General features: G+C 58.7%; 18 protein-coding genes and 1 pseudogene. 11 read left to right on the forward strand and 8 right to left on the reverse strand.

All coding sequences use genetic code 11. The features are described from left to right. Positions 1 to 8 precede the first annotated feature (8 nt). From ACMGT0_RS11900 to ACMGT0_RS11920, 5 genes and pseudogenes are all read left to right on the forward strand, one after another. A complete protein-coding gene (locus ACMGT0_RS11900) occupies positions 9 to 1,496 on the forward strand; it encodes a Fic family protein (protein ID WP_416772705.1) in 1,488 nt (495 codons plus the stop codon). 442 nt (positions 1,497 to 1,938) lie between these two features. Beyond that, positions 1,939 to 2,217, forward strand: a complete 279-nt coding sequence (locus ACMGT0_RS11905) for a DUF3077 domain-containing protein (protein WP_416772707.1) — start codon at positions 1,939 to 1,941, stop codon at positions 2,215 to 2,217. A 943-nt stretch (positions 2,218 to 3,160) separates the two neighbouring features. After that, complete coding sequence (locus tag ACMGT0_RS11910) at positions 3,161 to 3,961, forward strand: hypothetical protein (protein ID WP_416772709.1); 801 nt, start codon at positions 3,161 to 3,163, stop codon at positions 3,959 to 3,961. Further along, on the forward strand, positions 3,948 to 6,242 hold the full coding sequence (locus tag ACMGT0_RS11915) for a UvrD-helicase domain-containing protein (RefSeq protein ID WP_416772711.1): 2,295 nt from the start codon (positions 3,948 to 3,950) through the stop codon (positions 6,240 to 6,242). The genes ACMGT0_RS11910 and ACMGT0_RS11915 overlap by 14 nt, the downstream gene beginning before the upstream one ends. 202 nt (positions 6,243 to 6,444) lie before the next feature. Further along, positions 6,445 to 6,746, forward strand: a pseudogene (locus tag ACMGT0_RS11920) (IS5/IS1182 family transposase); the annotation flags it as partial. Here ACMGT0_RS11920 and ACMGT0_RS11925 read toward each other — a convergent pair. The 3 genes from ACMGT0_RS11925 to ACMGT0_RS11935 form a co-directional block, all read right to left on the reverse strand. Next, on the reverse strand, positions 6,735 to 7,898 hold the full coding sequence (locus ACMGT0_RS11925) for a hypothetical protein (protein WP_416772713.1): 1,164 nt from the start codon (positions 7,896 to 7,898) through the stop codon (positions 6,735 to 6,737). The pseudogene ACMGT0_RS11920 and the gene ACMGT0_RS11925 sit on opposite strands and share 12 nt — an antisense overlap. 295 nt (positions 7,899 to 8,193) lie before the next feature. Then, positions 8,194 to 8,364, reverse strand: a complete 171-nt coding sequence (locus ACMGT0_RS11930; protein ID WP_239688124.1) for a hypothetical protein — start codon at positions 8,362 to 8,364, stop codon at positions 8,194 to 8,196. 34 nt (positions 8,365 to 8,398) lie between these two features. After that, positions 8,399 to 8,662 (reverse strand): CopG family ribbon-helix-helix protein, encoded by a 264-nt coding sequence (locus ACMGT0_RS11935; protein WP_054060951.1) that lies wholly within the window; start codon positions 8,660 to 8,662, stop codon positions 8,399 to 8,401. Between the two features lie 239 nt (positions 8,663 to 8,901). Here ACMGT0_RS11935 and ACMGT0_RS11940 point away from each other — a divergent pair, with 239 nt between their 5' ends. Genes ACMGT0_RS11940 through ACMGT0_RS11950 form a run of 3 tightly spaced genes read left to right on the forward strand, consistent with a single transcriptional unit; the run spans position 8,902 to position 12,047 of the window. Continuing rightward, on the forward strand, positions 8,902 to 9,759 hold the full coding sequence (locus ACMGT0_RS11940; RefSeq protein WP_416772715.1) for a LysR family transcriptional regulator: 858 nt from the start codon (positions 8,902 to 8,904) through the stop codon (positions 9,757 to 9,759). Positions 9,760 to 9,773: 14 nt separating this feature from the next. Then, positions 9,774 to 10,943 carry a YbfB/YjiJ family MFS transporter gene (locus ACMGT0_RS11945; protein WP_416772717.1) on the forward strand — a complete coding sequence of 390 codons (1,170 nt, stop codon included), beginning with the start codon at positions 9,774 to 9,776 and terminating at the stop codon, positions 10,941 to 10,943. Positions 10,944 to 10,988: 45 nt separating this feature from the next. Beyond that, positions 10,989 to 12,047 carry an NAD(P)H-dependent flavin oxidoreductase gene (locus tag ACMGT0_RS11950; protein ID WP_416772719.1) on the forward strand — a complete coding sequence of 353 codons (1,059 nt, stop codon included), beginning with the start codon at positions 10,989 to 10,991 and terminating at the stop codon, positions 12,045 to 12,047. Between the two features lie 75 nt (positions 12,048 to 12,122). Here the strand turns inward: ACMGT0_RS11950 and ACMGT0_RS11955 are convergent, their stop codons facing one another. After that, complete coding sequence (locus ACMGT0_RS11955) at positions 12,123 to 12,974, reverse strand: LysR family transcriptional regulator (RefSeq protein WP_416772721.1); 852 nt, start codon at positions 12,972 to 12,974, stop codon at positions 12,123 to 12,125. Between the two features lie 105 nt (positions 12,975 to 13,079). On the opposite strand from ACMGT0_RS11955, the gene ACMGT0_RS11960 reads away from it, so the two are divergent. The 3 genes from ACMGT0_RS11960 (at position 13,080) to ACMGT0_RS11970 (ending at position 17,523) form a co-directional block, all read left to right on the forward strand. Next, positions 13,080 to 14,954, forward strand: a complete 1,875-nt coding sequence (locus ACMGT0_RS11960) for an alpha/beta fold hydrolase (RefSeq protein WP_416772723.1) — start codon at positions 13,080 to 13,082, stop codon at positions 14,952 to 14,954. Between the two features lie 100 nt (positions 14,955 to 15,054). Further along, on the forward strand, positions 15,055 to 16,194 hold the full coding sequence (locus ACMGT0_RS11965) for a mandelate racemase/muconate lactonizing enzyme family protein (protein WP_416772725.1): 1,140 nt from the start codon (positions 15,055 to 15,057) through the stop codon (positions 16,192 to 16,194). A 45-nt stretch (positions 16,195 to 16,239) separates the two neighbouring features. Continuing rightward, positions 16,240 to 17,523, forward strand: a complete 1,284-nt coding sequence (locus tag ACMGT0_RS11970) for an MFS transporter (protein WP_054060827.1) — start codon at positions 16,240 to 16,242, stop codon at positions 17,521 to 17,523. 438 nt (positions 17,524 to 17,961) lie between these two features. Here the strand turns inward: ACMGT0_RS11970 and ACMGT0_RS11975 are convergent, their stop codons facing one another. The 4 genes from ACMGT0_RS11975 to ACMGT0_RS11990 all read right to left on the reverse strand — a co-directional run bounded on the left by ACMGT0_RS11975 (position 17,962) and on the right by ACMGT0_RS11990 (position 21,566). Then, complete coding sequence (locus ACMGT0_RS11975; RefSeq protein ID WP_054060826.1) at positions 17,962 to 19,368, reverse strand: alginate export family protein; 1,407 nt, start codon at positions 19,366 to 19,368, stop codon at positions 17,962 to 17,964. A gap of 17 nt (positions 19,369 to 19,385) precedes the next feature. Further along, on the reverse strand, positions 19,386 to 20,282 hold the full coding sequence (locus ACMGT0_RS11980; protein WP_416772727.1) for a glyoxalase: 897 nt from the start codon (positions 20,280 to 20,282) through the stop codon (positions 19,386 to 19,388). 156 nt (positions 20,283 to 20,438) lie between these two features. Continuing rightward, a complete protein-coding gene (locus tag ACMGT0_RS11985) occupies positions 20,439 to 21,005 on the reverse strand; it encodes an antibiotic biosynthesis monooxygenase (protein WP_416772729.1) in 567 nt (188 codons plus the stop codon). A gap of 93 nt (positions 21,006 to 21,098) precedes the next feature. Further along, complete coding sequence (locus tag ACMGT0_RS11990) at positions 21,099 to 21,566, reverse strand: Lrp/AsnC family transcriptional regulator (RefSeq protein WP_054060823.1); 468 nt, start codon at positions 21,564 to 21,566, stop codon at positions 21,099 to 21,101. Positions 21,567 to 21,607: the final 41 nt, after the last annotated feature.

Raw genomic sequence — 21,607 nt, forward strand, 5'->3', positions numbered from 1 at the left:
TTTGCTCCATGAACACGGCTGGATATGCCTGGCTGCAGGACGGGTTACGGCTCTCCGCTTTTCCCTTGCGCCAGCCGGCCAGGGTGCAACCCGTCACTCGCCTTGAACGGATCGGTGGGACGCTGGCAGTGCCACCTGGAATGGCGCCGGCACCTGATGACCTGTTGGGACACGTACTATTCGCCCTGAAACATGAGGGTGTCAATCTCGCCATCCTGGCCCAGGCATTACCCCAGATTCCCGCTGCTGCACTGGAAACCGAGTTGCATAACGCTCCAAACGGAATCTACATCCGCAAGGCCTGCTTTCTCTACGAGGCCTTTACCGGCGCCGAGCTGAATCAACATGCTCCAGTCAAAGGTGGTTTCATACCTCTGTTCGATCCGGAGCAATACGTTACGATGCCCGGCGAGCGTAACTCCCGCTGGCGCGTGGAGTTCAACGGTATTGGCACACTAGCCTACTGCGCCACCGTCGAGCGCACACCTAAAATCCTGGAACTACTTGGACATGACATTCTTGCTCGTGCACATGACTTCATCGCGAACCTGCCATCCGGGATGATGGATCGTGCGATCAACTGGGCCTACCTGCATGAAACCCAGGATTCATTCGCGATCGAGAAAGAGTCCCCTAGCGAGGACAAGTCTCGACGTTTCATCCAGTTGCTCAAGCAGGCACATGATCGCACTCCACTGAGCGAGGAATATCTGGTTGCTCTTCAGAACGCCACACTCTCCAATCCTTACGACATGGCTGCCGCGTTCCGGCATGAACAGAATCATCTAGCAAACGGCCTGCAAGGTGCTGCTGGTGTCAGCTATGTTCCGCCTCCACCCGACCTGTGCCGGGAGCTGATGGAACAATTGATGACCTTGGGAAATGACGCCGCCACGCAGATCGACCCACTGGTGGCTGCTGGAGTCATTTCGTTTGGTTTTGTGCTCTTGCACCCGTTCATGGACGGAAACGGTCGCCTTTCCCGCTTCCTGATCCACCAGACGTTATGCCGTGCCGGTGCGTTGGAAAATGGCTTGCTGCTGCCGGTTTCGGTTGCCATGAAGCGCGAGGAGCGCCTGTATCTGGAAACATTGCAGGTGTTCTCTCGGCCTGCGCGTGAGTACTGGGATGTGCGCTGGATCGACCAGGGCAATCTGTCGTTCAACTTCACCGGTCATCCGGCCATTTATCGCTTTTGGGATGCGACGCCAGGCGTGCAATTCACATTGGAAATGGCCAAGCGCGCTCTCGAAGTCGAGTTGCGAGAGGAGACGGTTTTCCTTGAGCGCTACGACAGGATCATCAAGGCGGTGAACGAACGCTACGACGTCCGGGGTAGCGACCTGTCCAGCCTGGTGATGATGTGTTTATCGCAAAACGGCACGGTCTCAAAGCACCGTCGCAAGCAGTACAAGTATTCGGTCCAGGAAGGAGTGTTCGACTACATCGAGCAGGTCACACAAGCCTTGCTCAGAGAACAAGAGGAAGATGCATAATCCTCTGACGAAGGCATATGAAGGCATACCCAACTCCTGAAGTGTTCCTCTGTACCGATTGACATTTTTCGACTTAAATACGCACCGCCAGTCGCATTGCCGCCTCTGATGGTGCGCGCTACCTTTGCCGTGTCGTTGCCAATTCAACGACCGGGCTTGGAAACCCGAATACAGGGTATAGGCGCACTGGCGCCCCACCACGATGGCAGGCGCTATTTTTTCGTCTGCAATGTCGTGCTATGGCGGCTGTGCGCGGGAGGACTTCGGTCCTGCCGGGACCTATACCCCCGGTTTTCCAACCTGCGCACAGCTGCCACCCATTCGCTTGGAAACGAACGTGGCAGCTCTTACCTCGGGTATAGGAGTTCGCACATGTACGGCTTCACTCAAACAAGATTCCCCGTTGAACACTCAGCACCCAGGTCCAGGCTGGAGGTGAGCAATGACTGATTCAGTCCCAGCCACAACCCTCGGCGTTACGACCTTCTCCCAATGCGGCTCCCAAGGCCGAGAGCTATTTCGGGTGAATCCGGACGTGCCTATCCTGGAAGCCATGGAGCACGCCTCTGTTTTGCTCCACTGCGCCAAAGCACTTTCCCTTGATGCTGCTCTGGAAAATGATGGTGAGCGCTATGCTTGGGCAGCGCATTATTTGAGCGAAATGGGTAAAGCGATCATCGATGATCTGACGCAGGGGATGCTGGTTAGGGTGTCAATGTAGGGTAGGGGGCACGGAAAGGAGATGGATCTATTTTCTTACGAGTCAGATACAGAAAATAAATTTGTCCCCTTTTCGCTTTTCGGTCAGTCCCCTTTTTGGTCAATTCCGTATTCGCCACCAAAGCGCTGGCTCACAAGCTGGCACGGGCGAGCTACCACATCCTGAAGGAGAAACAGCCTTTCGATGCCAAGCGCTGTTTCGTCTAAAGGACGAGTTAAGGTGATGGCCGGCCAACCAAAACGGGACTGGGCGTGAACCACAAAATCTGAGTGGAAGCCGGCTGTCACCGCCTGAGTGTGTTGTAACCGGGTCGTCTGCCAAGTGAGCCCGTTGGGACTGGACGTGTATTAGCACGAGCCACAGTTCTGTGACGCGTTTTGGACATCTTGGCGGCACCAACGTTTCTCTGGGGCAGTTAGCTGCCAGGGCGGCGCGCGCAGTATCGCGATCGCTTGATCCAAATGGGTGTCAGGCACGACTCGGTCGTAGCCAGACCATGAGAAAACGGGTTCGACGGGTTCAACGATCAGGTTGAGTTGAAGGACAAACCCTACCTTTAAAAATAGCAGGGGGAGGGGGCTTTTGACCTTGACACGAGACTGGCTGATGGGTGTCTCATTTTTCCACATTTTTCACAACAAGCTCGCAAAAAACTACGCGGCAATGGTCTCTCTGGCCTGCGCTATGCAGTGTTTACGACATCATCTTCGTACAGAGCCTAAGTGATCTAAGCAGGTTGGACCTCATCGCGGTGAGCAATGGTGCCCTCGTTGTTGGTCAGATAGCCGCCAAGCTCGGTCAACGCCTGCAACCAGATCAGCCCCACGCGAAAACCCCCGCACACCCCAAAAAATTACGTTTTCTCTCTCATTCTGTGGATTTTTTTGTTGATACTTGTGGGTTCAAATTGCCATCATGCAGCATTAGGGAATGTTGAGAGGGCATGATGCGAGTATTGACTAAAGAAACGCCGGTGGGTAAGTATACTCAGGGATCAATTTTCAACTGCCTCCAAGTTTCAGATGGAAGTGCACAATTCGGAATAATCGTAACTGCTCGATGCGACATCGCGCAGCAAAAAACACGCCCTCTCGTCTGTCTGCCTATTTATCAACTATCTGAGTGGATGCAAAAAAGAGGGAATGCCGAAGTCGCGGATCAGTCCAGTTCTGCTATTAAAAACCTTGTTTCTGAAATACTTGAGAAATACGAGATTTCAAAAGTGGCAATTGAAATTTACGGTTTTGATAAGGCTTTAGAGATCTTAGATCAAAAAAGCGTCAAGGTGCAAGATAGGCTAAAGCTTGAAGATCTTGAAGGCTTTATTAAGAAAAAAGAAATAACCACAAAAAATAAAATAATAAAAGAAAATCGGAAAAAGTACCTAGAAGCCATTATCAAAAATACGCGCAATGACACTTTTTTCTTAGAAAGAATAATACACGACAGCGAGCCTCCAAAAGGCTACGTAGTAGATCTATCTGAGCCTATATGCATTTCTAAAAAAACCTTGGGAGAGATATCCAAGGGGCTTGAGCACGTAAAGTACGAGAGAGAAAAAGATACAAGCTATAAAAACATAATTGTAAGACCGAATGAGCAAGCATGCTTCATTTCCACCTTGGTATCGCCCCATGTAGAACTGCTACTTCAACGTTTTTCACATCTCTACAGCAGGGTCGGCACTCAAGATATTTCAAAAGACGATCTGGCCATAGTAAGGAGGCTATATGAAATTGAGTGAATTTTTAGGTGTCACGGAAGAGTCAGCCAAGGCGATAATAAGCAATAGGGAATTGCAGAGCATTGATTTTGAGACCTCTGCATCTCTTATCAATATTCTCTGTGGTCGTGGAGAACCCCAAGACGCCGGAGCTATAGGGTTAAAACTCATCTCCTATAAAAACGGACAGATTCTCTTGGCGCCTGGGGAATCGTATAACTCCGAAAAGAACACAATTACCATTGATTTTGAAACGCTAAGCTTTAGTGATGTATCGCCTGCAATGATTCTAACGGCAATACAAAAATTACTAAGGTTCGCTATAAAGTTCTGGAATAATTTAAATCTTAATAATAATGAGTACCTCCCGCCCGGCTCAACAAAAGCAATAGTTTTTCCGTTCCCAATAACAGCAGGCACCTCCTACCGGCTAACCGTGGAGCGAAGTGCAGGGGAGCGTAGGCTTTCAAAACGCTTCCTAGGGAAGCACTTACTGACTTACAAGTTTGGAACTTCTGAAGGAAATGGCGCCAAAGAAGAGTTTTCTACTACAAACTTTAATAAATCGATTGAGGCGATATTTGATCGCGCGCTGTACAAAACCGAGCCCGAGTCATCCCCTCAAACCAGCTTATTTTTCAATACCACAACTTTAGAAGGGGAGCAACTTTCAACATCACTGTTGCTAGGAGCGGAAGATCCATATAAAAAGCTATCTTCAAAACAGCTTGAATTCATTAATAAACCCTTCAATCTACCCTCTAGGATCGAAGGCCCTGCAGGCAGTGGTAAAACCATTTGTTTGGTATTGAAATGCTTACATTGGCTTAGAGATGCCCACAGATCCGGAAGCGCAGTCAAGTTCCTTTTTATTGTGCCAAGCCAAGAAATGGCACAAAACGTCCAATACTTCTTTGAGGTTTTAGATAGAGACCAAAGCTTCAATAAAGTTAATGACTATCAAAAGGTAGAGATAAAAACTCTCCAAGATGTTTGTGGTGATTTTTTGAAAAATGATATCCATGAATCCGAGCTATTGGATGAAGATACATTTGAATCAAAAAACATTCAGCTTCTCCATTTGGTAGAAGTGCTGCAAGAATACACATCGGATTTGGCAGGTCATAAGGACTTCATATCTAAAGAACTTTATAATTTTCTTGAAAATGACGACTTGTTCAAAGTGGCTGAGCTGATGCGCCATGAGATCAGCGTTGTGATAAAAGGACGATGCGACGAAACTTTTGATAATTACCGGTTAGTCTCACGTCCCGCCTATGGCCTTCCAATACAATCTGAGGAAGATCGCCGTTTTATATTTAATATATTTAGCAAGTACTCAGAAATACTAAATCAACTCTCTCAATTCGACGTAGACGATATTGCAATCTCTGCCATTTCAAAACTAGACTCACCTATATGGCGCAGAAGGCGAAGTCAAGAGGGTTACGATTCAATTTTCATAGACGAAGTTCATCTTTTCAATATGAATGAGCTTTCGCTTGTTCATTTCTTAACGAAAAATTCAAAGACCACGCCAATAGCATATGCTATTGATTTGTCTCAAGCGCTCGGGGACATTGCATGGAACGATGCCGAATTCCACGAGTCTTTAGGAATTAATTCATCCGAAGAAAAAACCACGCTGAGTGCGGTATTTAGGTGCTCCCCATCTATTACCGATTTAGCTTTTTCGATTACGTCTCATGGGGCAAATATTTTCACAAATTTCGACAATCCAATATCGCAGACACCATATATATACGGGAGTCTCTCAGAGGAAGAGGTTCCACAATATTTCATGTTGAACAATCAGAAGAACCTATTAGAGCAGACTTTCAAAGCTGCAGAAAAATTACGCACTACAAAAGGGCTAAAGCGACATCAAATTGCAATTATATTTTTTGATAGAATTGTTTTTTCTGAAGCTCTAAGGTATGCCGCAGAGAACAAAAAACCCATCTCGCAGATTGTAAAGCGGGGAGATATAGAAGCGATAAAAATAGCTGAAAAAAGCTCGGCAAATATAGTTGCTATATCAGACTATATTGGGGGGTTGGAGTTCGAGGCGGTTATATTGGCTGGAGTTGATAAAGGTAGGGTGCCAAATACCGCAAATATCACATCGACTGCAAGCAAAATGTATCAAAATTATATATCGCACAACAGGCTTTATGTGTCCGTGACGCGCGCAAGAAATGTTGTCTGGATTATAGGGGAGGAAATTCGCGGGTCTTCAGAAGTGCTTGAGTCTGCAGTTCATAATAAAAAAATTATGATACAGGGGAATTATAGCTTCTGAATTGTCTTTGACCGGAAAGGGGACTGACCGGAAAGGGGACGCGGAAAGGGGACGGATTTATTTTCGGAAAGGGGACCGGAAAGGGGACGGATTTATTTTGATACGTCCCGCTTTTCCATTGGTGGCTTTTGACCTTGACTCGAGACCGACTGATAGGTGTCCGAGTTTTCTGCGGCTTTCAGTCCCGGTTTTCGTTTTCGGCTCACGAGGCCGACCACGTAAGCGATGCCGCTGGTTCCTGGCCGATAGGGGCTATGGCACGAAGTCCTTACGGCACTATTACGACCGCTATCGAGATTCCACTACGTGACATGAAACGCAAACCCAAGCCGGGCTTATCGCGTCTGTGTGACGGGCCCAAATACCGACAGCGCAACGCTATCGAGCGATTATTCAGCAGATTAAAGGAGCACCACCGGCAGGGATGCTCACTACTGCAAGTTGGCCGAAATCTTTGTAACGATGGCCACACTCGCTTGCTGGCGACGGTGTTTACGACATTAATTTTCTTACAGTGCCTAGGTCGTTGATTTTTTTGTATATTTCTAAAAAATTCAGTCCGTCCACTGTGATGTCTATTCTTGATTCGGTTTTTTTTGCAAGATCCTTTTGTATGTCGATCACAAGACTTCTGCATGACTCAGAAAAATTTCTCAGAGTCTCAGTAGACGAAAAAATTTTATCGCCTCTACCTTTGTGTATGACCTCATGGAGACGGCTATAAATCGGATCGAATATCCTTTCGTTTCTATGCATGGTGAGCTTGGAGTACTGGTAAAGTTCATAAAGCGCGCTCAGTCCATTATCAGTTTCCGAATAAAAGCTCACTCCGGTTTGGTCGCGCTCCAATGCTGAATTGTAGAGATTCTCGAAAAGAACGGTCAGGTCGGTGAGGTAGCGACGCATCGTTATATATAGTTCTTCTTGTGCCGAAAACTCCAGTAAGGTTCTCACTATGTAGTCAGTGCGCTCCAAGTCGTTCGCTATGTTGAGTAAGTTTAAACCCGCCTTCTTTTTCCCCCTGTCATCGATATGTGTCTCGAATACACTGATGTCACCTTCCCGATCCCTCCTCTCCCAGTTAATTCCCAGTCGCTCATGCAGCTGCCGCAGAGTCCAGCAGAATTCCTCTGCATGATAAACATCTACGCTACAGATAAGCTTATTTTGTGTGTTCCATACATCCTGAAGTTTCTCTACTAAAAACTCACAGAAGCTGGATCCTTTATAGGATATGTGGAATGCACCATTCTCTGGGAATAAGAGGCGATACAGTTCATTGCGCTCTCTGAATATAAAGTCCTTGTCGTATTTTGTTTCCAGCTCATCTAAGGTTTCCATGAATATCGCTCTATGCTTAATGTATTGCTCAAACTGCATGGCGGTAATCTGTTTTGCGACCACTTCGTCGGATTCCTTCTTTTGCCATATCAAAAACAAGAAGGTTGCGGTTGTTGAAATAGCAGCAAGGAAAGTGAATGAGCCTGATAGTACAGATCCGAAAGCTGACCAGTCTTGAGGGTCTCCAGAAATATTTCCAAGCTTCAAATAGTATTTGGTCAGCACTGCCAAGGGAATAAATATCCCTAGTGACATGAATATAATTAATAGGTAAAGTAAAATTTTTTTGCGTTTGCTGTTTAAAAAAACTTTCATTTCTTGATGGCTTCCTTCCAAAAAGCAGCGCTACGATTAAATTTTCTATTCTGGATGCTACTACATGCTCGTAAGAAAAATCAGCACCGCTACTTGATTACGAGATTTCCCTATCTTCTCACTGGCAGAGGCTGGAAGTCGGCGACTAATAAGCGTATGGAGAGCGAAAGGGGACGTATTTGTCTGCCGAGCCAGACTCGGAAATGAATGCTCCTACTTTGTGGACGCAGCGCAGATCGGATCTGATTCAACACTCCTCAGCCCGCTCTGTCCTCTTGCTCAGAATGCAAAGCGCTTACACCTCGCCATAGCGCAACCGGCAAGGCGCGATGAAAGGATAGCGAGCGAAGATCAGCTCCCTGACATCTGGCGTCTGGGAGGGCCTGCCCAAACCAGTGAACGTTTCCAGGCATTCCAGCGCCTCGATCATCTCGGTGATGACTGCATCGGCCGACGCCACACCCATGCGCGTTTCGCAGCATTTATGACTGGCTTCAAAGTCACTGCCCGCTATGTCCGCCAACACAATATTTGGCGCGGTTCACCCATTTGGCTTTGATGACCTTCAGATCAGTGAGGTTGCCCGCATCCGCGTCAGCGATGCCCTCGGCAATGGCGTCCATGTGCCAGCATTCGGGCTCAAGGTAACGGTCCAGAGCACGCTTCAGGTGGTATTGGCGATCCCGGTCCGTTGCTTGAACCAAACGCTCAAGCTTCTCAACCAACCCATCCTCCACGCGGAATGACAGTACGGGCGATGCCATGGTCATGTCCTCCTCTGAAAACGCATGCGTGAACGGAAAATGTAGGCCTTTGGAGGCAGTGCTTTCAACCAAACCCGATGCGCCAAGCGATCGTCCAGCCAGGAGCATCAAGGCGCAGGTCCAGGCAATGGGCGAGCGGGGCACTCCAGGCGAAGGGCCGGGCTGGTAGACGATTGGCACTTCATTTAATCTTTATTTGAGAATATAGTGTTTTTAATAATCTCTTTTAGAGAATTAAAATGGACCTGAGCTCCCTCGAAATCTTCCAGACCGTAGCCGCCGAACTGAGCGTGACCAAGGCCGCCGTCGTCCTGGGCCGTGCGCAATCGAACGTCACCACCCGTATCCAGGCACTGGAGCAGCAACTGGGCGTCGACCTGTTCGTTCGCGAAGGCCGGCGCTTGTCGTTGACCGACCAGGGCAAGCTGTTCCTGGACTACAGCCAGCGCCTGCTGGCGTTGGCGGAGGAGGCAGTGCAGGTGCTGCATCCCGCGCAGCCGCAAGGCACGTTGCGCATCGGCAGCATGGAGAGCACGGCGGCCGCCCGCTTGCCCGGGGTGCTGACGGCCTTCCAGCAACGCTGGCCGAATGTGCGTCTGGCGGTGAAGACCGGTACCAGCCAGGCGCTGTTGGACTTGCTCGGTGATGGCCTGGTCGATTGCGCCCTGGTGGCGCTGACGGGCGAGGAGGGCACCCCCATCGAGGAGGATCTGGCCCATCGCGGTTTGGCCGGTGTGCCGGTCTTCGAGGAACAGTTGGTGGCCGTCATGCCGGTGGGGCAGGGCAAGGCGCCGTTGACGCTGGCGGCCTTCGCCGCAGGCTGCACCTATCGTCGTGTCGGTCAGCAGTGGCTGGCCGAGCAGGGCGAACTGGCCGTATCCATGACCCATGAAGTGGCCTCCTATCACGCCATGTTCGCCTGCGTGGTGGCCGGGCAGAGCCTGTGCATCGCGCCGACCAGCCTGCTGGCCCTGCAGCCGCCGTCGCCGGCGGTCACCACCCGGCCGATCGCCAACGTGGCGACGTGGCTGGTGTACCGCAAGGGCAGCCGGACGGCCGCTATCGGCGCCTTCACGGATCTCGCCCTGGCCTCGTAGATAAAGGGGGCGCCATGCTCGCTTCGCCGCTCGACACGTCTGCTTCGCTGAATCGCCCTTTCACCTCCGCCCTGGCTGCCGCCGCGGTGATCGCGGTGGGCATGGGCTTCGGTCGTTTTGCCTTTACCGGCGTGTATCCGGTCATGGTCGGGGAGGGCGTGCTTTCGGTCAGTGATGGCACGCTCGCCGCCTCGGCCAATTACCTGGGCTACCTGATCGGCGCCTTGCTGGCGGCCCGGCTGCAGGCGCCGAGTGCCCGTCACTGGGGACTGGTGTCGGTGGTGGCGACGGTGATATCGCTAGGGTTGCTGGGTGGGGTTTCCAGTCCCTGGGCAATCATCCTGATCCGAGGCGCGGCGGGGGTGTTCAGTGCCTTGTCGATGATTGCCGCCTCGCTCTGGCTGTTGCAGCACCGGGCTCATCCGGAGGGCGCGCCGATTCTGTATGCGGGGGTGGGCGTCGGGATTGCCTTGTCCGCCGAGCTGCTGGCGGTCGGCGAGCGGTTTGCCCTCGATGCCTACCAGTTGTGGGGCGTGCTCGCGGTCGCGTCGCTGATCCTGGGCGGCGGCGGGGCGCTCCTGCTCGACGGGCGACCGCTGGCGTCGCGACCGACGCAGGCAGCGACGTTGCGACTCGATCACCTGCCCCTGGCCGCCTGGCGCCTGATCGGCCTCTATGGCCTGTCGGGGCTCGGCTACATCATCACCGCGACCTACCTGCCGTTGCTGGTCAAGGATGCATTGGGTTCGGTCAACCCGGTGCACCTGTGGGCGGTGTTCGGGCTCGGCGCGGCGCCGTCCTGCTACGTCTGGCATCGGGTTCATGGGCGTTTCGGGACGCGCGCGGCGTTGCGCGGCAACCTGTCGTTGCAGGGCATCGGTGTGCTGCTTCCGGCCATCACCCAGACGCCCGCGGCCTATATCGCCAGTGCCCTGGTGGTGGGGGCGACGTTCATGGGCACGGTGACCATCGCGATGCCGGCGGCCAAGCGGGTCTCGGCCGACTTCCGGATGAACATCATGGCGGTGATGACCGCCGCGCACGGCATCGGCCAGATCCTCGGACCGCTGATCGCTGGCGCCCTCTATGCGCGGACCCATTCCTTCAACCCCTCCCTGTGGACCGCGACCCTGGCGCTCTGGCTGGCGGCGGCCTTGACCGTCGGCCCGGTTACGCGCGAGTGAGGCGCGTCATGCAGGTTATTTTCATCCAGTCATTCAGGTGATGCCATGTCGAATACGCTGCTGTCCTTGCTGAATGTGCACCTTCCCCTCATCCAGGCGCCCATGGCCGGTGTCTCGACGCCGCAGTTGGCGGCGGCGGTGTCCAATGCCGGAGGGCTGGGCTCCCTGGGAATCGGCGCCTCCAGTGTCGAGCAGGCGCGTCAGGCGATCCGCGAGACGGCGGCGCTCACGGACAAGCCGTTCAACGTCAATGTGTTCTGTCACCAGCCCGCGTTGCCCGACCCGGCCAGGGACACGGGCTGGTTGCAGGTCATGGGCCCGCTGTTTCGTGAGTTTGGCGCCGAGCCACCCACGGCGCTGCGCGAGATCTATCGCTCGTTCCTGGACGATGCGCCGATGTTGGAGATGCTGCTGGAGGAGAAGCCGGCCGTGGTCAGCTTTCATTTCGGGCTGCCGCCCCAGGCCACTATCGCGGCATTGAAGGGCATCGGCGCGACGCTGCTCTGCTCGGTGACCAGCCTGGCCGAAGCGAGGCTGGCCGAGCAGGCGGGCGTCGATGCGCTGGTGGCGCAGGGTTATGAGGCCGGCGGTCATCGCGGCCTCTTCGACCCCGGCGAGGATACGAAGATGGGCACCCTGGCGCTGACGAGGCTGCTGGTGGCCCGCAGCACGCTGCCGGTGATCGCCGCTGGCGGGATCATGGACGGGGCCGGTATCCGTGCCGCATTGACCTTGGGCGCGTCGGCCGTCCAATTGGGCACGGCCTTCATTCTTTGCCCGGAGTCGTCGGCCAATGCGGCCTACCGTGCTGCCTTGAAGGGCAGCGCGGCCGAGCGTACCGAAGTCACCCACGTGATTTCCGGGCGGCCGGCCAGGGGACTGGTCAACCGCAATTTCACCCTGTTGGAAGGACGGGAGGTGGCGGTGGCCGCCTATCCCTATGCCTATGATGCGAACAAGCAACTGAACGCCGCCGCCACCGCGAAAGGCTGTCACGACTTCGCGGCGCAATGGGCGGGGCAGGCGGCACCGCTGGCCCGGGAGCTGCCCGCTGCCGCGCTGGTCCAGGTGCTCATGGCCGAACTGGCGGCGCTCCAGCCCTGAAGCACGGCTGGGGGCTTTTGCAACGGCGCCGCGAACACCGGCGGTGTGGTACGCGATGGCCTATCAGCGGCCGTGTCAGTCGTCGCCGAGCCGCTCCACGGCCAGGTCGGCGAGAGCACGCAGTCGGTCCATCTGGCGCATGTCCCGGTGGTAGCCCATCCAGATATTGCGGGTGGGCGGCTCTTCGTCGATATCCAGGCGCCTGAGCAACGGCGACTGGTCGCCGAGCGCCCGCGGCAGCACCGCCAGGCCCAGCCCCATGGCGCACATCCGTGCCTGCACGGTGCGGCTGCTGCTGGTGAAGACGGTTTTCGCCCTGGGATAGCGGCTCTGTAGCCAGAGCACGTCGGGGTAATGCGCCTGCGCGGTGTTCATCAGGATCAGGCCGGGCTGCTCGCCCTGCGCGGCAGTGGGAGCGGGCAGGTGGGCGCTGTAGAGCCCGTAGCGCAGGGTCGTCAGGCGCCGTTGCACGATGTCGGGTTCGGTGAATGGCACGATCCGAAAGGCCAGGTCGGCGTCCCGCCGGGCCAGGTCGAACAGGCGGTGGCCGGCGATCACTTCGGCGACGATCAGCGGGTAGCGCTGTTGCAGCTCGGCCAGGACCGGCGCCAGGACATAGCCGGCGAACCAGTCCGCGCAGGAGATCCGCAGCAGGCCTTCGGGCTGGTCGCTGTCGCCGGCGATGCGTCGCTCGATGGCCAGGGCGCTGCGCTCCATCTCTTCGGCCAGGTGCAGGATGCTCTCACCGGCGGCGGTCAGCACCAGCCCCTGGCCGGTACGGCGGAAGAACACCTGGCCGTTGGCCTGCTCCAGCACCTGCAGGCGCCGGCCGACGGTCGGGTGGCTGACGCCCAGTTGCCGGGCGGCCGCGCCCAGCGAGCCGCTGCGGGCAATCGCCAGAAAAACGCGCAAGTCGTTCCAGTCCACGGCGCACCTCGTACAAAAATGAACGGCGAAGATGCAGCAATGGCAGTCCCGTCGCAACCCCGCGCTTCGCACAATAGGCCCAGGCACCTAATCGAGAGCACTGCGATGAACATTGGCTTTATTGGCGTGGGCAGCATGGGGCGGGCGATCATCCCGCGGCTGGTTCGGGCGGGGCATCGGGTGGCGGCCTGGAACCGCAGCCCCCAGACCCTGGAGGGGCTGGAAGGGGTGGTGGAATTGGCTTCGCCAGCGGCGGCGTTCCAGGTGGACGTGGTGATCAGCCTGCTGGCAGATGACCGGGCGGTGGAGGACGTGCTGCTGGCCGCCGGGGTATTGGAGGCGGCCGATGGACGCTGCACGCATGTGCTGATGTCGACCCTGTCGCCTCGGCTCGTGGAGCGCTTGCAGGCCCGCCATGCCGAGTTGGGCCTGGCGCTGGTGGCCGCGCCGGTGTTCGGCGTGCCGGCCGTGGCGGCCAGGGGGGAGTTGAACATCCTGGCGGCAGGGGCCGAGGCGGCGATCGCACGGGTACAGCCGCTGTTCGATGTGCTCGGGAAGAAAACCTGGAGGCTCGGCGAACAGCCGGTGCAGGCCTGTATCGCGAAAATCGCCGGCAACCTGATGATCACCCAGGCCATCGAGTCCCTGGCCGAAGCCAGCGCGTTGGCCCGTTGCCATGGGCTGGAGGCCGCTGCCTTCATCGAACTCATGACCCAGACGCTGTTTGCCTGCCCCAGCTATCAACGCTACGGGCAGAACATCGTCCACGAGCAGTACGAGCCGGGTTTCAAGCTGGCCCTGGGCCTCAAGGATGTCAATCTGGCGTTGGCGGCCGCTGCCGACCAGGGCCTGTCGTTACCGGCGGCGAGCGTCGTGCGTTCGAGGATGTCGGCGGCCATGGCCGGGGGGCTGGGCGATCGGGACTGGTCAGCCTTCGCCAGTGTGCCCCTGCAACCCGGCGCCGCCGATCCGCGCCGGGCCCCCTGGTACAGCGCCGCGCCCACCACTTCACGGCGTGGGCATTTCTGGGTCACCGGGCCGCGGGTGGCTCAGGCGGGCAGGCACTTCCAGAAGGGCCCGATGTTCGTTGCCTGGGAAGCACCCGAGCACATCACCCAGCCATACCCGGTGGTGCTGGTGCACGGCGGTACATTGCAGGGCACCGAATGGCTCGATACCCCTGATGGGCGCCCGGGTTGGGCCCAGCGTTTCGTCGAGGCCGGCCATGTGGTGTTCTGCGTCGACCGGCCGGGCCATGGGCGCTCGCCCTATCATTCGCAGATCATGGGGCCGATGGGCCCGGCGTTTTCCTACGAGCGGGCCCGGGAGGTGTACTTTCCCGAGGGCGGGCAGGAAACCCAGTGGCCGTTCGCGGCCGATGACGAAGCCGCCTTCGATGCCTTCATCGCCGCCTACGGCCCCATGCCGGCGGACCTGGCGGCGTCACAGACCCTCGACGCGGATCGCCTGGCGCAACTGCTGGACCGCATCGGCAAGGCCATTATCGTCACCCATTCCGCCTCGGGCCCTGATGGCTGGTTGCTGGCGGATCGACGGCCGGAACGGGTGGCGGCCATCGTCACGGTCGAGCCGATGGGCCCGGTGTTTGGCGAAACGCCAGGTATCGGCGCCCTGGACTGGGGGCTGACCGCGGCGCCGATCACCTTCGACCCGCCCCGGGCGACGGCTGACGAGGTGCGTGCAGCTGACCCGGCGACGTTGCGGATCCCGGCATTCGAGGGGCTGCCGGTGGCGCTGCTGACTGGCGAAACGTCGGTGTTCGCCTCTTTCGCCAGCAGCATCGTGCCGTTCCTGCGTACCGCCGGCGCGCGGGTCGATCATCTGGATCTGCCCGCACTGGGCATCCATGGCAACGGCCACGGCCTGATCTACGAGCGCAATTGCGACGACATTTTCAAGGTAGTGTCGCGATGGCTCGATGAGGTTCTGGTGGGCGGGAGAATGGGGCAGGTGCGTTAGAATGCCGCACTCGGGACTGGCTCTTGCTTGTGTTGTACGATAACGTACCTCAAAGCCGAGCCAATAAATCCCCCAATAAGTGCTACCGGAGCGTGTGTTTGTGAAAGTCCGCCGTATCGAGATCATCCGCCTGAGCATTCCCTTCAGCGCCGGGACGGTCGAACGCCAGTCCCAGGGCCAGGCCAAGGATGATGATGCCTTCAATGCCGCCTCGCCCCGGCACCGCCGCATGGAGTGCCTGGCGATCAAGGTCACCACCGACGATGGCCGGGTAGGCTGGGGCGAGGCCTTCGGCCACGGCTCCAACCCCGCCACTTTCAAGGCGCTGACCGATGTGGTCGCGCCGCAGTTCATCGGCAGTGCGGTGGCCGACCACCGGGCGCAGATGGAGAAGGCCCGCCGCGCCCTGCACGGTTTTGGCAGCACCGGCCCGATTTTCTATGCGCTCTCGGGTGTCGATATCGCCCTCTGGGACCTGGCGGCCCAGGCCGCCGGAAAGCCGCTCTACGACTACCTCGGCGGTACGCCCAGAGAGCTGGAGCTGTACGCCAGCCTGGTCAGCTACGGCGGCGATCCCGAGGAGGTGTACCGCCAGGTGCGCCGTGCCCGCGACCGGGGCTTTCGCAAGATCAAGCTGCACGAGACCACCTACGCCTCCATCGCGGCCGCCCGTGAGGCGCTGCCGGCTGCGGAGGGCGAGCTGATGGTCGACGTCAATTGCCCGTGGACGGTGGAAGAGGCCGGGGCCATGGCTGACCGCCTGCGCGAGCTGGATCTGACCTGGCTGGAAGAGCCGGTGTGGCCGCCCGATGATGCCCGTGGCCTGGCGACCGTGCGCGCCAGGGGCGTGCCGCTGTCGGCGGGCGAGAACGCCGCCGGCGTCAACGGCGTGCGCGCCTTGCTCGACCAGGATGCGATCGATGTGGTGCAGCCGAGTGTCGCCAAGATCGGTGGCATCGGCGCCATGCTCGAGGTCTTCGAGCTGGCCCAGCAATACGGCGTGAAAGCCGTGCCGCATTGTTTCTACTACGGGCCCGGACTGCTGGCGGTGGCCCACCTGTGCACGCTGCTGCCGGAAGAGGTGGCGGTGGAAGTGCCCTTCATCGAGTTCGAACGCCTGTTGTTCCCTGCCTTGGCGTTCCAACCGCGTCTGCGCCTGGGCACCACCCCGGGCTTGGGCTTCAAACCTGACCTCGAAGTACTGGAAACCTACTGCATCGATAGGGCCGTCATCGACTGAGCCACCGCATCACCTGTCCGAATAACTATAAAAGGCACTACAACCATGATGGGCAATTACCGCTGGAAGATCGCCGGGCTGCTGTTTTTCGCCGGCATCCTCAACTACCTGGACCGAGCCGCGCTGTCCGTGGTCGCTCCGCTGCTCAAGACCGAGTTGCACATTGACGACGCCCAGATGGGCTTCATCTTCAGCAGTTTCTTCATCGGCTACTGTGCCTTCTGCTTCATCGGCGGCTGGGCGGCTGACCGGTTCGGGCCCAAGCGGGTTTTTGCGCTGGCGGCCGGCACCTGGTCGGCGTTCTGTGGCGCCACTGCGCTGATCACCGGCTACTTCCAGTTGCTGGTGTTCCGGGTGCTGTTCGGCATGGGCGAGGGGCCGATGGGCACCACGACCAACAAGGCGATTTCCAACTGGTTCCCACGGGAAGAGGCGGGACGCGCGCTGGGCCTGACCAACTGCGGCCAGCCGCTGGGGGCGGCGCTGGCCGGTCCGATTGTCGGGATCGTGGCGCTGAACTTCGGCTGGCGCATTTCGTTCGTGGTGATTGCCCTGCTGGGCATGGTCTGGCTGGCGGCCTGGCTGATGTTCTTCAAGGACACGCCGGACCAGCATCCGAAGGTGTCAGCAGCCGAGCGCGAGCTGATTCGCAGCAGCCGCGCCACTTCCGCCGTCGAAGGTGTGCAGGAGCAGCGCAGCCTGGTCTCGTGCATCTTCTCGGCACCGGTACTGGCGGTGGCCACCGCGTTCTTCTGCTTCAACTATGTGCTGTATTTCTTCCTGACCTGGTTGCCCAGCTACCTGATGGACTATCAGCACCTGGACATCAAGAGCATGAGTATCGTCAGCGTCATTCCCTGGCTGGGGGCGGCCGTGGGCTTCCTCGGGGGTGGCGTGTTGACCGATGTGTTGAGCAAGAAACTGGGCAGCGTCATTCGGGCACGCAAGATCATGCTGGTGGTCGGGCTGGGGGTGGCGGCCACCTGCGTGCTGCTGACCACGCGGGTGACCTCGCTGCACATGGCGGTGGCCTGCATCACCGTGTCCAGTGTGTTCCTGTTCGTCACCCCGCAGATCTGCTGGGCGCTGATCCAGGACATCGTGCCGAGCAATCGCGTCGGTGGTACCGGTGGCTTCGTGCACCTGCTGGCGAACATCGCGGGCATCATCGCGCCGTCGTTGACCGGGCTGCTGGTGCAGTATGGCGGGGGGTACAGCGGGGCGTTCGGTGTCGCGGCGGTGGTCTGTGCGGTCGGTGGGCTGGTGGTTGTGGTTGCCGTGAAGGGGCGTGACGCCGGAGGCGGTGTGTATATCCGTTTGCGCGTTTAGCTGATGTTACGGTTTCGCCCCTTACGGGCGAGTCACTTTTGCCAGTCGCGGCAAAAGTAACCAAAAACGCTTGCCCCTCCATTGGCCCTCGCTGCGCGAGGGTTCCTTCGCTCCGGTTCTGTTTCGAGAGCACGCCGTGACGGGCCATCCATGGCCCAACACGGCTCGCCCGGCATCCCTGCCGGGCGACTCTCGAAACAGAACCTCCACTCAGCCGGCTGGGAACGGGGCGGGTAGATCAAAAGCAAAAGCAAAAGCAAAAGAAAAAGCCAGAGCTTCGCGGTGGTGTGGCGGTGCGGCGTTCCGACAAGCCCTGCTCCTAGGGACGTGTGTCGTATGCAGCTTCTGTGTGCGACGCAGACCTGTAGGAGCAGGGCTTGCCCGCGAAGAGGCCCCCGGCTTCACCAGAAGACTTGCGGATACCCGAGCATGCCCGGTCTACCACATGAACTTCAGCTCAACCCCCAGGTAGTTGCTGTCATCCCCACCGGCATCGCGCAGTGCCTGGCCGACTTCGTAATGCACTGCCTCGATGGCCCCACTCAGATTGCGGTTGAACGCGTAGTCCAGCCGTAGCTGGTCGTAGTAACCGGTCCAGCGTCCACCCTGTCCGGCGGTGCCGGCCACCGGCAGGTTGGGCTGGGTGTAGACGGCATCCTCGGTGGTCTGGCGCCACAGCAGGCCGACCGCCGCCTGGACCGACAGGTCGGTGACCGGCTTGACGGTGATCGACGGCTTGACGTGGATCAGGTTGCTGTAGCCGGTATAGCCCGCCAGGGAGAAGTAGTAGCCGTTGGGGAACAGCGGGTTGAAGGTGTTCAGCGTGCCGTCGCCGGGGTGTCGGTCACCCGAGGCCGCATCCAGTTGCAGGCCCAGGCGCGGCTTCCACGGGGTCGATTGCCAGGTGTAGCCCAGGCGGCTGCCGCCACCCCAGGCACGGATGTCCTTGGAACCGACCGAGCCGCTCTGGACCATCGCTTCCACGTCCCAGTCGTAAGGGCCCGAAGCGCCACCCAGGCGCACGTCGAAAATGTTGCGGTGCTCGTCGCCCTGGGCATCAAGGTAGCGCGCGTCGCGTTCTTCATAGAGGCCGTAGTAGGCGGACAGCTCGTTCTTGCCGCCGATCAGCCGCTCGACCCGCAGCATGTGGAAGGCCACGTCCGCGTTGGACTTGTCGTCGAAGTGGCGGCCGTCCAGGTACTGCACCGGGTGGCTGGCCAGGCCGATGAAACGCCAGTTCTCGGTCTCCCAGTCGCCCCATACCGCATCGAACGACTGGCGCACGTTCGGGCCGTCGCGCGAGGAAATGAAACGCTGCAGGTCGAAGGCGAAATCCTGGCGGCCGACCCGCGCCTTGAAGGTGTGGTCGGCCGTCTGGTCGACGTACTCGGCAAACGCCAGGCGCAGGTCGAGGTGGTTCTGGTCGGCGCCGCCGATGGCCTCCTTGCCGAAGGCACGGGCGTCTTCCAGTTGGGTGAACACGCGCCAGTGTTCGTTCAGGTGCAGATCCGCATGCGCCTGCAGGCGCTGGATCAGCCAGGAGTCGCGCGAGCGCCCGCCAATGCCGAAACCGGCGGCATCGTTGAGTTCGAAACGCTCGCGCAGGGTGGCGCCGAACGACAGGTAACTGTCCGGATTGTCCGCGGACAAGGGGATGTACTTGAGATCGTCCAGCGGCGCGGTCTTGAGGGCCGGGTTCTGCAGCACCGACCAGTCTTCCTGCCAGCGGTTGGTTTTCAGCACGGGGCGTTCGGCGGGTTCGGCGGCATGGCCGCTGGAAACTCCCAGCGGCCACAGCACGGCCAGAGCCCAGGCATAACGACTATGCGAAGGGCGTCGGCTCATGGTTCACCTCTCTTCAATCACTTGGCCGCGACGGGCTGGTGGATCTCGGCGACGTAGCCGCCCGGGAACTCGACGATGGCCGACTGGCGGCCCGGCTCGGCCTTGGGTTCGACCACCAGATGGGCGCCCGAGCTTTCGGCCTTGGCCAGGGTCGCGGCCAGGTCGCTCACCTCGTAACCGGTGGTTTCCCGACCGTACGGGTAGGGCAGGTGGCCGTCGGTGACGAATACCACCATCTTGCCGAAGTCGGACTCCAGCCTGACCCGGCGGATCGGCTTGCCCGGCTCGCCGACCACGGCGCCGTCCAGGCGTTTTTCATCGGCCACGACCTTGCCGTGGGAGAAACCGACGAAGCCCTTGATGAAGGCGTCGGCGCGCTGCTCGGAGAGGTACACGCGGTTCTCCGGCACGGTCTGGAACGGCGCGTAATCCGGGGTCTTGGTGTGCCAGTAGAGTTGCATGTTCACGCCGCCCGGCCATTGCACCACGGCATCGCGGCCGATCGGATCGGGGAAGTCGTGGACGATGACGTCGGCGCCATGCTTCTTGGCTTCGGCCAGGGCAACGTCGAGGTCCTTGACCAGGTAGCCGTTACGTTCGGCGCCGAACGGGTACGGCACCGGCGTGGTGAAACCGAACAGCGACACGGTGCCGACCGGCGTCTGCAGCAACTGCGAGGTGGTGCTGCTCGGCACCGGCAGCACGTTGACCACCACCTGCGGGGTGCTCTTGCCGCCGAAGGTGGCGAGGAAGCTCTTGACGAAGGCATCGACGTCGCCCGGGGCGACATACACGTGGCTGGTGTCGTATTGCGGCGCGACGGCCACGCTGGCGGAGGTGGCGGCGTGGGCCGGGAGCGAGGCGGTGAGGCCCAGCGCCAGGGCCAGGGAGAGCGGTTTGAGTGAATGTTTCATTGAATACCCTTTCATTGGAGGTTGGCGGTGAGGGCGCCCATGGCGAATGGCGGGCGCCACGTCGTTCCGGATGGCTTGAGAGTCAGGGCTATCGGGTTGCGGTAGTTCGGTTGTGACGGAGCGCCGAACGCGCCCTCCGTCGCAGAGGGGGCGCGCTTATTTGGCGGCGAGCCACGGCGCCAGCCAGCGGGTCACCTTGGGCATGATCAGGTAGGTGACCAGGCCGACGATGCAGGCGGTGATGATCAGGTTGCTGGGCACGATCCCGCCCAGCACGGGATTGGCCTGGAACACCGGGCCCCACAGCTGCGGAATGACCATGGACAGCGGCGCGATCACCCCGTAGCTGAGCAGCGCCTGTTTCCACTTGGGCGGCTGTTTGGAGTCGGCGTGGTTGGGGGTGAACCAGAACTCGGCCTGGGTTTCGATTTCCGGGTGATCTTCCTCTTCCAGCAGCGGCGCGACTTCGCGGATCAGTTGCTCGCGCAGTTGCGAGTTGATCCAGGCCTGCAGGCGGGCGGAGTCGATGAAGCGGACGATGGTGGTGAAGGTGTTGTCGGCTTCGCCGGGGCGGATGACGTTGACGCCCAGGTGGCCGTCCTGGGACATGGCCGCGCGGACCGAGGTCTTGAGCCAGGCCTCGTACTCGGTGAGGTACTGCGCACGCACGCGGTGCCGGACCACGAGTGTCACGATGTCATGGGGGGCGGTCTGGGTCGGCATCAGGCAATCTCGCACAGGGAAAACATGAGCGCAGGATAGAGAGTGAGAACTATCCGTGATTGGACTCCTGTGCTGTTTTCCCCGATCCGGCGGTCACTCGCTCAGCGTCGGCACGAACAGCCCGGTCTTGACGTTGCTCATCGCCACCAGCGTCTTGAAGCGCTTGACGTTGTTGCTCTCGAAGAACAGCTGCCGGGTCAGTTGGGTGTACTGCTCCATGTCCCGCACCAGCATGATCAGCACGAAGTCGCACTCGCCGGCGACGTAGTAGCACTGCTGCACCTGCGGGCAGGCGAGGAAGGTCTTCTTCATGTCGTCGAGCAGATCCAGACGCTCGTTCTCCACCTCCACCTCGGTAATGACCGTGAGTGGGTAACCCAGCGCCCGTGCATCGACCTGGGCCACCGTGCCCTGGATCACCCCCTGTGCGCAGAGTTTCTTCAGGCGCCGGTTGACGGCGGCGCTGGACAGGTTCACCTGGGCGCCGAGGTCCAGTTGCGAGGTGCCTGCATCGCGTTGCACCGCATCGAGCAGGGCCAGGTCGAAGTGATCGAGGTCCATGGGGAGCGCTCCGTAGGCAAACGGCGAGTGGTGCCGTGGTG

This window comes from Pseudomonas sp. RHF3.3-3 (genome assembly GCF_048069595.1).
Classification (GTDB): Bacteria; Pseudomonadota; Gammaproteobacteria; order Pseudomonadales; family Pseudomonadaceae; genus Aquipseudomonas; species Aquipseudomonas fuscovaginae_B.